This window comes from Sphingomonas bacterium, assembly GCF_903643035.1.
In the GTDB taxonomy this organism is placed as follows: Bacteria; Pseudomonadota; Alphaproteobacteria; order Sphingomonadales; family Sphingomonadaceae; genus Sphingomonas.
Window position 1 is genome coordinate 1 of the sequence record NZ_CAHJWW010000060.1, and the last position, 12840, is coordinate 12840.

A 12840-nucleotide genomic window follows, 5' to 3' on the forward strand; every position below is an offset into this window, starting at 1 on the left:
GTTTAGGACGCTCTTCCGAGTTAAATTGCATTTGGCGAACGAGACATGCGGTTTTGCGTCTAACTGGGTATACCCTGCCAGTACACCATGAGGTGAACAGCTTTCGCGTCCGATCAGGGTCGCTTGCAGCCATATTGAACAGCTGTGCTGCCGGGCCTAGAAGCTGATTGAACAGATCGGGGCTTCCATGTCGCTTTTCGGCTACGCGCGCGTGTCAACGACCGAGCAGGACCTCTCCATTCAGGTCGCCGCGCTGAAGGCGGCCGGCTGCCAGACCATCCGGTCGGAGAAGAAGTCCGGCACCGAGCGCGGTTCCCGAACCGAGCTGCAGATCTTGCTCGACTTTCTGCGCGAGGGCGACACGCTGGTGGTGACACGCATCGACCGGCTCGCGCGCTCGATGAAAGACCTGCAGGACATCGTGCACGAGTTGAAGGGCAGGGGCGTGGCGCTGAAAGCGACCGAGCAGCCAATCGACACCGGCACGGCCGCGGGCAAGGCGTTCCTCGACATGCTCGGCGTCTTCGCCGAGTTCGAGACCAACCTGCGCAAAGAGCGTCAGGCGGAAGGCATTCTCGCTGCGAAGGCGAGGGGCGTATACAAGGGCGGCAAGCCGCGCATCGATCCGGAGGCGGTGCGCCGGCTGGCAGCAGAAGGTGTTCGTCCCGCTCACATCGCGCGCGAACTCGGGATCTCACGAGGAACGGTATACCGGTTCTTGCCCGCTGCTCGATCGGGAGCGCCGGAACGGCCGGGCGCGGCGGAGTAGGGCAGAGGGGTCACCTCTCTTCCCCGATCGCCGCGCCCGGCCGGTAATCTCAATCCTTGGCGGCCTCTCGCGCGGCCTTGTTCCGTGCGCGGCTTTCGGCCGCCTTCTGACCGCGCAGCCGCGCCGCTTCCGGGCTGATGCCGCTCGCCCGCTTGGGCTTGGCGATCGCGACGCTGTGCCCCGCCACGGACGCGCCGCTCTCGATCGCCGCGATCTCGCCGTCGAGCTCGCCTTCCTCCACCGCGTGGCGGAACGCCGCCAGAAAGGCGGGGAAGTCCGCGCTCTCGATGTGGCTGGTCGTGCCGCCGTTGAGCACCAGCGGCGTGCCCTTCAGCTTGGGACTGAATGCCACGATGTCGTTGTTCACGACCCACCACTTGTTCGGAACGCGGGTACGGCCGTTGGTGAACTGATCGAGCGTCGCGTCGATGCCCTTGAGCAGCGGCTTTCTCGCTGCAACGGGGTCGCGCGGCTTGGAGTTGAACTGCTCTTCCAGTCCATTCTTCACGAACGCGAACATGTCCTTCAGCGCCATCGAAACCTCCAGCCGGTCGACCGCTGCTAGCCAGAAGATGACTGTCGGTGCAACAGCCCTATGCACGACGCGGTTGTCCGCCAGACTTCCGAGGCATCTATGTGTGCCGGCTGTCGCGCGTCTGCGCGCGAGCAGTCGTTGGAAGCGACGAGCATATCCGAAGATAAGATGGTGCAGCCGACCGCAAAAATGATTCAACTCGACTCAAGAGGCGAGCGTGTCTTCGCGCCCGCCGATACCCTGATGGGATGGACAGGATCATCACGCACGGCTGCGGACATGCGGAGAGCCATATCGTCGGCGGCTACTGGGTAGCCGATCGGGACCGCGAGGCCGATCGCCTGGCGCGGCGCAAGTGCACGGCATGTGCGGCCGAGGCGAAGCGGGTCGCTGCCGGCAAGGCACAACTGGCCGCGCGCGACCAGCTCGGTCCCGTCGAACTGCCACCGCTGAGCGGTAGTCCGCGCCAGGTCGCCTGGGCCGAGACGATCCGTCTACAGCAGCTTGCCGCACTTCATCGCGCGATGCCCGATCTCGCCACCCAGGCAGCGCGTCTCGAGGACGCCCGCTGGTGGATCGAGCACAGGTCGGACACGGTCACCCAGATCGCCGCTCTCGTCAGTGGCGAAGCACCTGCACCGCCGGATCGCCGTCACCTATAACGTCATCGTCCTCGTGGCGACATCGCTCGCGCTGAAATAGTGCAGCGCCGACGCGTCGTCCGGAGCCTCCGTGACCGACAGCTGGTCGAACTGCCATATGGTTGCGGCGTGATTGGCCGTCCGCAGCTCGTGCGGTGTGCCGATGAAGGTCAGGAAGTCGGGGGAGGAGAGCGTGAACTGTTCGGGGACGCCATGCTCGGCGACGCACCTGGCTTTCGCCTCGATCATCTGGTCAAAAAGCATGCTCATTCCTTGCGGCCGCATGCCGGACTTGAGCGGTAGCACGGTGAAGGGGGGCAGGTCACGGCGTTCGCGGGCCGCTCGCCGCGACCAGCCGGTATCGCCGCCGCTAGCTCGCCCTCGACAGGAACTCCCTCGCCGCGGCCTCCGACACGAACACCTCGGACTCCGACCGCATGTGGAGGCGCTTGACCTGCAGCTTGAGCAGCGTCGACTTGACGATGATCGCGATACGGTCGCCCTTGCGGAAGATGACTGCGTTGGCGCCTTTGATGTGTGCTGCGACCTCTGCCGTCTGCGGTGCACCATCCCGAAGGTCGACCAGGACCCGCACCGGACGCCCGGCTTTGCGCAGACCGCCGACCGCGGCCGAGAGTTCGCGGAAGTGCTCCTGCGACTCCAACAGCGTGTAAAGCCCGGAGCCGCCGACGGCGAGGTAGTCCGGGCACGACCGGAGCGTTAAGGGCAATCTGGTTCTCCGTGGCGGTGGTCCCGCGCGCTGAAGCGGTTACAAGCGACGACAGCCGGCGTCACCCGGCCGCGCAATCGAGGTGCGCGCGCGAGAGCGCCTCGTCGATCCCGTACCGAGCACGGTCTCGCTGGCTAGGTTGATCTCCTATCGGGGCTCGTGCGACGACGTGCGGCACGGACGGGCACCGTCCCATCTTCAGGGGAGAGGCAAGCGTGGCACGAACGGCGACCAAGCGCGGCAAGGACGAGACCAAGGCCGCGGAGAAGAAGGTCGAGAAGACCGGCAAGCCGGCCGGCGGTGCCCGCGGCGGCATTACCGCGCCGGTCACGCCCTCGCCGGAGCTCGCCAAAATCGTTGGGACGAAGGATCTGCCCCGCAGCGAGGTGGTCAGCAAGGTCTGGGAGTACATCAAGAAGCACGACCTGCAGGACGCCAAGGACCGCCGACAGATCAATGCAGACGATAAGCTGGAGAAGATCTTCGGCAAGAAGTCGGCGAGCATGTTCGAGATGAACAAGCACCTGAGCGCGCACCTGACCGCGAAGAAGGGCTGACCGGCCCGTCCGGCGCACGCAGGTGTCGATGCAGGCGGAGGATTTCGCGGTCACCGCGCATGGCGACCAGCGATATGGTGAACGGCCGTACCGCGACCATCTCGCGGCGGTCGTCCAGGTGCTCCGCGACTTCGGCTATGCCGGTCCGTACGAGGCGGCACGCTGGCTGCATGACGTCGTGGAGGACACGCCGGTCGAGCTCGCGACGATCGCCGAACGGTTTGGCCCGGACGTCGCGAGCATGGTGGACGCGGTCACCGGCCTGGGAGCGACACGAGCGGAGCGCAATGTGCGCATCTATGTGGGCATCGCACGCGATCCGCGGGCAGCAGTGGTGAAGCTGGCGGACCGCATCGCCAACGTCGAGGCAGCGCCGATCGGGAGCGATCATGGTGCCCGCTACGCCCGTGAGGCGGATGCGTTCGACAGTGCGGTCCGGCCGCATGTCCCTGCGCCGATGTGGTCGCGCCTGGAGACTGCCCTGCTCCAGCATCGGAGCGCGGCCACGTAGACGGATGGGAAGGCGAGGATTGGCCGAGGTGCCAGCGACAGCAGGCAGGCGTCAAGCAAGTTTAGGTCAGTTTACAGATATTCGATAAACTGCTCTAACTCCGCTATGGACCCGCGTCGTAACCCGTTTGCTCCAGGCGCTGGCACGCCGCCGCCCGAACTCGCCGGACGCGAACCGCTGCTGGAGCGCACGCTGATCGCGCTGGATCGCATCCGGGCAGGCAGGGCGGCACGATCCACCATCTTCTATGGCCTGCGAGGGGTGGGCAAAACGGTGCTGCTCGGCGCGGTGCGTGAAGCGGTGGAGGCCGGGCGAATGCTCGCCGTGTCGATCGAGGCCCCTGAGAACCGCTCGCTCCCCGCCCTGATCGTGCCTTCGCTCCGGGCCGGGCTGCTCCGGCTCGACCGTACGGCACGGGCCGGGGAGGGCGTGAAGCGCGCGCTCAGGGCGCTGGCAGGCTTCGCCAAGCTCAAGGTCAAGTACGAGGACTTCGAGGTGGCGCTCGACCTCGAGCCCGAGCCGGGGCTGGCGGACTCCGGCGACCTCGACCTCGATCTCGCCGACCTGATGGTCGCGGTAGGCGAAGCGGCGCGGGAGCGGGAAAGCGCGGTCGTGCTGATCGTGGACGAGCTGCAATATGTGGCCGAGGAGCAGCTCGCGGCGCTCATCAGCGCGTTGCACCGCGCCAATCAGCTGCGTCTGCCCGTGACGCTGGTGGGCGCGGGTCTGCCGCAGCTGCTGGGCCAAATGGGTCGTGCCAAATCCTACGCGGAACGCCTGTTCGAGTTCGTGAGCCTTGGACCACTGGATGGGGACGCGGCAGCCGCTGCGATCCGCCTGCCGATCGAACGCGAGGAGGAGCGGATCGACGCGGACGCGGTCGCGGCCATCGTGCAGGAGACGGGCGGCTATCCCTACTTCCTTCAGGAATGGGGCAAGCATAGCTGGGACGCTGCCGAGGTGTCGCCGATCACCGCCGCCGACGTGGCCATCGCGCGCGTGACCGCGCTCGCGGAGCTCGACGCCAGCTTCTTTCGCGTGCGCTTCGACCGGTTGACGCCCGCCGAGAAGCGCTATCTTCGCGCCATGGCCTCGCTCGGGGCGGGCCCGCATCGATCAGGCGATGTCGCCGACAGGTTGGGCGTCAAGGTGTCGTCCGTCGCGCCGACCCGCAACAGCCTGATCGCCAAGGGCATGCTCTACAGCCCTGCGCACGGTGACACCGCGTTCACCGTGCCGTTGTTCGACCAGTTCATGGCGCGCGTCATGCCGGAGCCGCCGAAAGTCGGTATCTAGCGAGTTCCGATACTCGGCATCGGGGCGATCGCTCCGCCAAACAGGAACAGAGCCGCATGATCTGAGCGAAGCCAAGTTTCCGCTTTCGTTCTACTCGTGACTGACTCATAGAATCACGATGCCGATCCGTCCCGAGCACCGTTGGCTGTACCCGATCGACTGGCCCCAATTGTCGCGGATGGTGCGGTTCGCGCGCGCCGGCGGGCGATGCGACGGCTGCGGTCGCCCGCACGGGCGCGATGTGCGCTGCTTGAACGATGGCCGGTGGTGGGACGAGGATCGCGGCTACTGGCGCGACGGGCAGGGGCGGCGCGCCCGTGGCCTGCCCCGCCCAGGATGCGAGCGCGTCACGCAGCCGGCGCTAATCGACGGCGAGGGACCTCCCGCTCATCGGGTGACCCGCGTGGTCCTGGCAAGCGCGCATCGCGACCACGATCCCGGCAACAATGTCTCCTGCAACCTCGCTGCCTTCTGTCAGCGGTGCCACATACTCCACGATGCGCCCGAGCATCGACGACGCCGCTGGATGACGCTGTTCAGGCGGCGTGCGCTGGGCGACCTCTTCCTGGGCCAGTATCGTTGAGCTGGCGATGATGCGCGGCAGCCGAACGGAAAAGTGGCCGCAAAGGCCAACAGTGACAATTGCGGGATCAGGCTTTACAGCGATCAGCGTTCGACGCGCCAGGACAGTGCGCTATGCGTTTCGCCAGCAGCGTCGCGGACCCGTTTCACGTCCGAGCCGATCGTTACGCCCTCAGCCCGACACGCCGACTTGGCTCGCGCGATAAGCCGCATGGGCCGGTCTACGCCGGCCAACCAGAGCGAGGCTTCGCTGAGGAAGCCTCCAGCTTTCAGATGTGCGACGGTCCAAGCGAGTTGATCAGGCTCGGACCGACATTCGTAAAGTTTTCGAGCCATCTCGCCTTGATGCTGCAATCATGCCGCTTGCGCGACAGACCGCGCCTTACTTTCGCGTCGGTTTCAGGAAAACCAGGTTCTCGAGCCTGCTGGCAAGGTGATCGGCGGTGCGGGTAAGGGTACGCCGGCCCTGCGGGTCCACGCGCTCCGCGTCGCGGGCGCGGGCGCCAGTGCCGCGGTGGCGGCGAAGGGAACGGCGCAGATCGGAGCTACCGAGGACTGGATGCTGTTCCTAACGGGCGGATGGCGTCCGCGCGGAATGATTGTCGCTCCAAATCGCTCACCCGCATGCCGGTCAGCCACCGGCTAGGCCGCGTCGCACGCCGCCCCGACGAAGCGCCGCCTCGCCGTGATTTTAGGGGAGATTAACCTCTGCGCGCTAATCCTCGATCGTGGTTTCGCGCCTGCCCTCCCACGTGCCTTGGACCCGTGTCGCCGCCACTGGCCTCGCCTATCTGATCGCGAGCGCGACCGCCATGGCTCTGACGCGCTTCGAAGGCGGCGCCGCGTTCCTGTGGGTCGCCAACGCGGTGCTACTCGCCTCGCTGATGACCGTCCCGTGCCGACACTGGTCCGTGCTGGTCGCGGTCTGCTGGCTGGCGGGTGCGGCGGCGGCGGGATAGTGGGGCTTGGCTGGGGTGCCGCTCCAGTCATCGCCTTCGTGAACGTCGCCGAGCCCGTGATTGGTGCGTCGCTCGCGATGCGGTGGGGCATCCATCGGTCCGGTCTCGCGTCGATCAAGAACCTGGGCCTGTTCGTCCTGGCAGTGGGCGTGGTCGCACCGCTCCTCACCGGGCTCGCGGGCGCGCTCTTCATCGACCTGGTGACCCGCACGGGCTTCGGCGCGAACTTCGGTCGCTGGGTCATCGGCCATGCGCTGGGGGCGGTGACCTTCACGCCGATTCTCGTCCAGGTCGCGAGCGGCGAAGTGCGCGTCTGGCTTGGGCGCGCGAGCCGGCGACAGGCGCTCGAAGGAACGACGCTCCTCCTCCTAGTCGTCGCGATGTCGGTCGGCGTTTTCGCGCAGACGCGCTTGCTGATGCTGTTTCTCCCCATGCTGCCGTTGATGATCGTGACCTTCAGGGCAGGGACGATCGGCGCCGCGGCGGCGGTGGTGGCTATCGCCACGGTCGGGACCGCCTTGACGCTCGAAGGGCTGGGCCCGGTCAACCTCATTCACTCGGGCACGGGCGAGCGGCTGCAGTTCCTGCAATTCTACCTCGCGGTCACCGTCATGACGGTGCTGCCGATCGCCGCCGACCTCGCCCGCCGCCGCGAGCTCTTCCAGCAGCTCCGGGACAGCGAGGCGCGGTTCAGGCTGCTGACCGAGAACTCGACCGACATCGTCCTCAACATCGATCCGGACGGCATCATCCGCTATGCCTCCCCCTCGATCTCGCTGATCGGCGGCCATGACCCGCAGGCGCTGGTGGGAACGGAGAGCGCGAGGCTGATCCATGCGGCGGATCGCGACAGGGTGCGCGCCGTCCACCGGCAGGCGCGCGAGCGCCCGCAGGAGACGTTCAGCGTCGAGTTTCGCGGCGTCGTCGCCGGCGACGCGGAGCGCTGGTTCGAGACGCATACGCGCGCGGTAATCGACGACGAAGGCAAGGTCTGCGGCGTAGTCAGCGCGGTGCGTGACACCTCGGCGCGAAGGCTCGCCGAAGCGGCGCTCTCAGTCGCTGCGCATACGGATCCCCTGACCGGCCTGTGCAATCGCCGCGCCTTCGACGGCGAGCTCGATCGCCTGCTGGCACAGACGGTGGACGTATCGGGGGGGGGGATGCGTGGCGATCTTCGACCTGGATCACTTCAAGAGCATCAATGACGGTTTCGGCCACGCGGTCGGCGACGAGGTCCTGAAGAACTTCGCGCAGGTCGCTGGCGCCCAAATCCGCGCCGGCGACATGCTGGCGCGCATCGGCGGCGAGAAATTCGGGCTGCTGTTTCCACGCGCGACCCCCGCCCAGGCGCATGGGGCGTGCGAGCGTATCCGAGAGGCGCTGGCCGGCGCCTCGGTGAAGGCGAGCGACTGGCCGGTTCGGGTGACGGTCAGCGTCGGGATCAGCGGCTTGGAAGACGCAGACACGACCCAGACGGTGATGCGCAGTGCCGACCGCGCGCTCTACGCGGCGAAGGATCAGGGACGGAACCGGTCGTCGCTCGCCGCCTAGCACGGTTCTTGAGACCCTGACACTTCGGCTTGGAGCCTTTGATCTCCGGCAAGGGAAAATGCCGTGTCGCTATAGGCATTGGTCCAGTCCTGACCGGGTCAGATGTAGAATCGATGGCTGAAACGCGTAAAGGCAGACGTCGAGCGGCGGCAGCGTGTGCCGCCGAAACGCGACTACCACCATTGCCTCCTAGGCTAATGTCGACGGGGCGATCGGCGCCCTGGCTTCGGCCTGGCGGCGGTACGCTGGCGCCTGCCGCGCCTCGTCATCGCGGCGATGCTGCTGTCATCCGCGCTGGTGGTCTGGTTGGGCCACGCTGTCGCCCATCGCCGCGGTGGTCGGGTTCTTCGCCAACGCGGGCCTCGTCGGGCTCTAGGCGCTGGTCGCGCGCGCCTTTCCGACCACGATCCGGGCGAGCGCCACCGGATTCGTCATCGGCGTCGGCCGCGGCGGATCGGCGCTGGCCCCTGCGCTCGCCGGGCTGCTGTTCACGGCCGGCTACCGGTTGCAGGCGGTGACGCTGCTCATGGCCACAGGCTCGCTGGTCGGCGCGGTCGCCATCGCGGCGTTCGCCCGCCGGCAGGACCATGCCGGAGACCGGGCGCCGGGGTAACCCGTACGACGACGCTTGCAGTGGGTTACAGTAAGCTATAATACATAACAAATAATTAGGAGAGGACCGTGGCGAGTTCGATGGCCGAGATACCGGTTGCCGCCGAGGCGCGCAGTTTTGTCCGGCTCAACCCGATGACGGGTGCGGTGGCGAGCACGTCGCCGGCGATGGACGTCGCGGCCGCCTGTGCCGTCGCGGATGCGGCGGCGGCGGCATTTCCGATCTGGTCGGCGATGGGCCCGAATGCGCGACGCGCGTCGCTGATGAAGGCGGCGGACGCGCTGGAGGCGAAGGCGCCGCAGTTCGTCGCGGCGATGATGGACGAGATCGGCGCGACGAAGGGCTGGGCCGGGTTCAACATCATGCTGGCGGCCGGCATCGTGCGCGAGGCGGCGGCGATGATCACGCAGATCCAGGGTGAGGTGATCCCGTCGGACAAGCCGGGCTGCATCGCGATGGCGGTGCGCGAGCCGGTGGGCGTGATGCTGGGCATCGCGCCGTGGAACGCGCCGCTCATCCTGGGCGTGCGCGCCGTGGCGATGCCGCTGGCGTGCGGCAACACGGTGGTGCTGAAAGCGTCCGAGCAATGCCCGCGCACCCACGCGCTGATCGCAGAGGCGTTCGCGGACGCGGGCCTGCCGGACGGCGCGCTCGGCATCGTCACCAACGCGCCCGAGGATGCGGGCGAGGTGGTCGGCGCGCTGATCGATCATCCCGCGATCCGGCGGATCAACTTCACCGGCTCGACGCATGTCGGCCGGATCATCGCGCAACGCGCGGCGGGGCATCTGAAGCCGTGCCTGCTGGAACTGGGCGGCAAGGCGCCGCTGCTGGTGCTGGAGGATGCCGATCTCGACGAGGCGGTGCGCGCGGCGGCGTTCGGCGCGTTCATGAACCAAGGTCAGATCTGCATGTCGACCGAGCGGATCATCGTCGTCGACGCGGTGGCGGACGCGTTCGCGGCGAAGTTCCGCGAGAAAGTCTCCGGCATGGCCGTCGGCGACCCGCGCGAGGGGACGACGCCGCTGGGCGCGGTGGTCGATCGCAAGACGGTCGCCTGCGTGCAGGGCCTGATCGACGACGCGCTGGCGAACGGCGCGGAGCAGCTGGTCGGCGGCGCCGTGCTGGCCGAGGGCGGCGGCGTGCTGATGCCCGCGCACGTCGTCGACCGGGTGACGCCAGCGATGCGGCTGTTCCGCGACGAGAGCTTCGGGCCCGTTGTCGGCATTGCCCGCGCGCGTGACGAGGCGCATGCGATCGAACTTGCCAACGACACGGAGTACGGCCTGTCCGCCGCCGTCTTCACCCGCGACACCGCACGGGGATTGCGGGTCGCGCGCCAGATCAGGTCGGGCATCTGCCACGTCAACGGCCCCACCGTGCACGACGAGGCACAGATGCCGTTCGGCGGGGTGAAGGCATCGGGCTACGGCCGCTTCGGTGGTCGGGCCGGAATCGACAGCTTCACCGAGCTGCGCTGGATCACGATCGAGACCCAGCCCGGCCACTTCCCGATCTGATCGCGGCACCGCCGCCCACAACTTCGAGAGGATGCCCATGACCGACCGTTCCGAGTTCGACACCGTCGCCTTCGAGGTGGAGGATCGCATCGCCTGGGTGAAGTTCAATCGCCCCGAAAAGCGCAACTGCATGAGCCCCGGGCTTAACCGGCGGATGATGGAGGTGCTCGACGAGCTGGAACATCGCGACGACGTCGGCGTGCTGGTGCTGACCGGCGAGGGCACGGCCTGGTCCGCGGGCATGGACCTGAAGGAATATTTTCGCGAGACCGAGGCGCAGGGCCTTCAGGGCACGCGCAAGGCGCAGCGCGAGAGCTATGGCTGGTGGCGGCGGCTGCGCTGGTATCAGAAGCCGACGATCGCGATGGTCAACGGCTGGTGCTTCGGCGGCGGCTATGGCCCGCTGTTCGCGTGCGACCTGGCGTTCGCGGCGGAGGACGCGCAGTTCGGGCTGTCGGAGATCAACTGGGGCATCCTGCCGGGCGGCGGCGCGACCAAGGTGGCGGTCGAGCTCACCTCGTTCCGCAACGCGATGTACCACGCGATGATGGGCGAGAACGTCGACGGCAGGACGGCGGCGCAATGGGGCTTCGTCAACGAGGCGGTGCCCGCCGACCGGCTCAAGGCGCGGGTCGAGGCGGTGGCGGCGGTGCTGCTGAAGAAGAACCCGGTCGCGCTGAAGGCGACCAAGGACGCGGTGCGACGCGTCGGCACCATGACCTATGACGAGGCGGAGGATTACCTGATCCGCGCGCAGGAGGCGGCGAACAGCCACGACAACGAGGGCCGCAAGGAAGGCATCCGCCAGTTCATCGACGAGAAGAGCTACAAGCCGGGCCTCGGCGCCTACGACACCGGCAAGCAGAAGGGCTGAGCGGGTCATGACCGGTACACCGCTCGATCTCGATCGGCTGCTGCGCGCGCGTTCGGTCGCGATCGTCGGCGCATCGGAGAAGCCGGGCGCGCTCGGCAACGCGGTGCTGCGCAACCTGGAGCGGCACGGCTATGCGGGCGCCATCCACCTCATCAACCCCAAGCGGCCCGTCATCGCCGGGCGCCAGGCGCTGGGCGGGATCGACGAGCTGCCGGTGGGCGTGGACGCGGCGGTGTTGGCGATCCCCGGCCCGGCGGTGCTCGACGCCGTCCGCGCGCTGGCGGCGCGCGGGGTCGGCGCGGCGGTGATCTTCTCGGCGGGGTTCGCGGAAGGCAGCGAGGAGGGGCTGGCCGCGCAGGCGGAGGTCGCGCGCATCGCCGCCGAGCACGGCGTGGTGGTGGAGGGTCCCAATTGCCTCGGCATGACCAACTACGTCGAGGGCATCCCGCTGACCTTCGTCGAGACACCGCCGCTGATGCTCGACGCACCCGCGGCCGACCGGCGCATCGGCATCGTCTCGCAGTCGGGCGCGATGGCGGTGGTGCTGGGCACCACGCTGATCGCCAAGGGTCTCGGCCTCTCGATCTCGGTGTCGACCGGCAACGAGGCCGCGTCGGGGGTCGAGGATTATGTCGAGTATCTGCTTGCCGAGCCGCACACCGCCGCGATCGGGATGATCGTCGAGCAGTTCCGCAGCCCCCGCCGCTTCCTCGCGCTGGCCGAGCGGGCGCGGGCGGCGGGCAAGACGATCGTGCTGCTCCACCCCGGCACGTCGAGCGCGGCGCGCGAGTCGGCCGCGACGCATACGGGCGCGATGGCAGGCGACTGGCAGGTGATGCGGACGCTGGTCGAGCGCGCCGGCGTGGTGCTGGTCGACAGCCTGGAGGAACTGGGCGACGTCCTCGATCTCGCGATCCGCTGCGGCGCCGGGCCGGGGGGCGGCACGGCGGTGCTGACCGAATCGGGTGCGTTCAAGGCGCTGACGCTGGATCTGGCCGAGCGTCTGGGGCTGGCGCTTCCCGAGCTGGCCGGCGACACGGCGGTGGCGCTGCGCGCGGCGGTGCCCGACTTCATTCCCGTCTCTAATCCGATGGACCTGACCGCTCAGTCGCTGGTCGACCCCGATCTCTACCGTCGCACGCTCGTGCCGCTGCTGGCGGACGCCGGCATCGGCAGCATCGTGCTGGGCATCATCCAGACCGACGAGCACACCTGCCGGCTGAAGTTCGGGCCCATCATCGCCGCGATCCGCGCCTTGCGGCCCGAAAAGCCGGTGATCTTCGCCGGCCTGGACGACGGTGCCCCGGTGCCGGCCGGCTATATCGCGGACCTGCGCGCGCTGGGCGTGCCATATTTCCCCTCGCCCGACCGGGTGTTCCGGGCACTGGCACGGCTGACGCACGCGGCGGCGCGCGATCGTGCGGTGGCGCCCGACGTGCCGATCGCCGCGATGCTGCCGCACGGCGGCGTCATCGCCGAATACCGGTCCAAAGCGCTGCTCGCGCCTCTCGGCGTGCCGTTCCCCGCGGGCGGGTTCGCGACGACGCCTGACGAGGCGCTGACCGTCGCCGCGCGCATCGGCTATCCCGTGGCGCTGAAGGCGCAGGCGCAGGCGCTGAGCCACAAGAGCGATGCCGGCGGCGTGGTCCTGAACCTTGCCGACGCGACCGAGCTCGCGGCGGGGTGGGCGCGGCTCCACGCC

The 12840-nt window shown here is 68.2% G+C and carries 15 protein-coding genes and 1 pseudogene; 12 read left to right on the top strand and 4 right to left on the bottom strand.

The features are described 5' to 3' along the window. The first annotated feature begins 187 nt into the window (after positions 1-187). Complete coding sequence (locus HUV01_RS05760) at positions 188-769, top strand: recombinase family protein (protein ID WP_174297352.1); 582 nt, start codon at positions 188-190, stop codon at positions 767-769. A 49-nt stretch (positions 770-818) separates the two neighbouring features. On the opposite strand, the gene HUV01_RS05765 is transcribed toward HUV01_RS05760, so the two are convergent. After that, positions 819-1304 carry a hypothetical protein gene (locus tag HUV01_RS05765; protein ID WP_174297353.1) on the bottom strand — a complete coding sequence of 162 codons (486 nt, stop codon included), beginning with the start codon at positions 1302-1304 and terminating at the stop codon, positions 819-821. A gap of 248 nt (positions 1305-1552) precedes the next feature. Here HUV01_RS05765 and HUV01_RS05770 point away from each other — a divergent pair, with 248 nt between their 5' ends. After that, positions 1553-1966, top strand: a complete 414-nt coding sequence (locus HUV01_RS05770) for a hypothetical protein (RefSeq protein WP_174297354.1) — start codon at positions 1553-1555, stop codon at positions 1964-1966. Here the strand turns inward: HUV01_RS05770 and HUV01_RS05775 are convergent. Beyond that, the gene (locus HUV01_RS05775; protein ID WP_174297355.1) at positions 1961-2209 is read right to left on the bottom strand and encodes a hypothetical protein; all 249 of its coding nucleotides are present in this window, start codon (positions 2207-2209) and stop codon (positions 1961-1963) included. The genes HUV01_RS05770 and HUV01_RS05775 overlap by 6 nt on opposite strands. A 106-nt stretch (positions 2210-2315) precedes the next feature. After that, positions 2316-2675, bottom strand: a complete 360-nt coding sequence (locus HUV01_RS05780) for an STAS/SEC14 domain-containing protein (RefSeq protein ID WP_174297356.1) — start codon at positions 2673-2675, stop codon at positions 2316-2318. 215 nt (positions 2676-2890) lie between these two features. On the opposite strand from HUV01_RS05780, the gene HUV01_RS05785 reads away from it, so the two are divergent. From HUV01_RS05785 to HUV01_RS05815, 7 genes are all read left to right on the top strand, one after another. Then, positions 2891-3232 carry an SWIB/MDM2 domain-containing protein gene (locus tag HUV01_RS05785; RefSeq protein WP_174297357.1) on the top strand — a complete coding sequence of 114 codons (342 nt, stop codon included), beginning with the start codon at positions 2891-2893 and terminating at the stop codon, positions 3230-3232. Between the two features lie 28 nt (positions 3233-3260). Further along, positions 3261-3743 carry an HD domain-containing protein gene (locus HUV01_RS05790; RefSeq protein WP_174297358.1) on the top strand — a complete coding sequence of 161 codons (483 nt, stop codon included), beginning with the start codon at positions 3261-3263 and terminating at the stop codon, positions 3741-3743. A 105-nt stretch (positions 3744-3848) separates the two neighbouring features. Continuing rightward, complete coding sequence (locus HUV01_RS05795; RefSeq protein ID WP_174297359.1) at positions 3849-5039, top strand: AAA family ATPase; 1191 nt, start codon at positions 3849-3851, stop codon at positions 5037-5039. A 118-nt stretch (positions 5040-5157) separates the two neighbouring features. Next, positions 5158-5622, top strand: a complete 465-nt coding sequence (locus HUV01_RS05800) for a hypothetical protein (protein ID WP_174297360.1) — start codon at positions 5158-5160, stop codon at positions 5620-5622. Between the two features lie 751 nt (positions 5623-6373). Beyond that, positions 6374-6580 carry a hypothetical protein gene (locus HUV01_RS05805; RefSeq protein WP_217430928.1) on the top strand — a complete coding sequence of 69 codons (207 nt, stop codon included), beginning with the start codon at positions 6374-6376 and terminating at the stop codon, positions 6578-6580. Then, entirely contained in the window at positions 6517-7785 is a 1269-nt protein-coding gene (locus tag HUV01_RS05810) for a PAS domain S-box protein (RefSeq protein ID WP_174297362.1), read from the top strand. The genes HUV01_RS05805 and HUV01_RS05810 overlap by 64 nt, the downstream gene beginning before the upstream one ends. Beyond that, on the top strand, positions 7745-8131 hold the full coding sequence (locus tag HUV01_RS05815) for a GGDEF domain-containing protein (RefSeq protein WP_174297363.1): 387 nt from the start codon (positions 7745-7747) through the stop codon (positions 8129-8131). The genes HUV01_RS05810 and HUV01_RS05815 overlap by 41 nt, the downstream gene beginning before the upstream one ends. Before the next feature lie 72 nt (positions 8132-8203). Here HUV01_RS05815 and HUV01_RS05820 read toward each other — a convergent pair. Next, a pseudogene (locus HUV01_RS05820) lies at positions 8204-8320 on the bottom strand (IS481 family transposase); the annotation flags it as partial. Between the two features lie 504 nt (positions 8321-8824). On the opposite strand from HUV01_RS05820, the gene HUV01_RS05825 reads away from it, so the two are divergent. The 3 genes from HUV01_RS05825 to HUV01_RS05835 form a co-directional block, all read left to right on the top strand. Beyond that, positions 8825-10264 (top strand): aldehyde dehydrogenase, encoded by a 1440-nt coding sequence (locus HUV01_RS05825; RefSeq protein WP_174297366.1) that lies wholly within the window; start codon positions 8825-8827, stop codon positions 10262-10264. Between the two features lie 37 nt (positions 10265-10301). Next, positions 10302-11138, top strand: coding sequence for a p-hydroxycinnamoyl CoA hydratase/lyase (locus HUV01_RS05830; RefSeq protein ID WP_174297364.1), 837 nt, complete (start codon positions 10302-10304; stop codon positions 11136-11138). A gap of 7 nt (positions 11139-11145) precedes the next feature. Further along, the coding region (locus tag HUV01_RS05835) for an acetate--CoA ligase family protein (protein ID WP_174297365.1) at positions 11146-12840 on the top strand (1695 nt) is incomplete at its 3' end.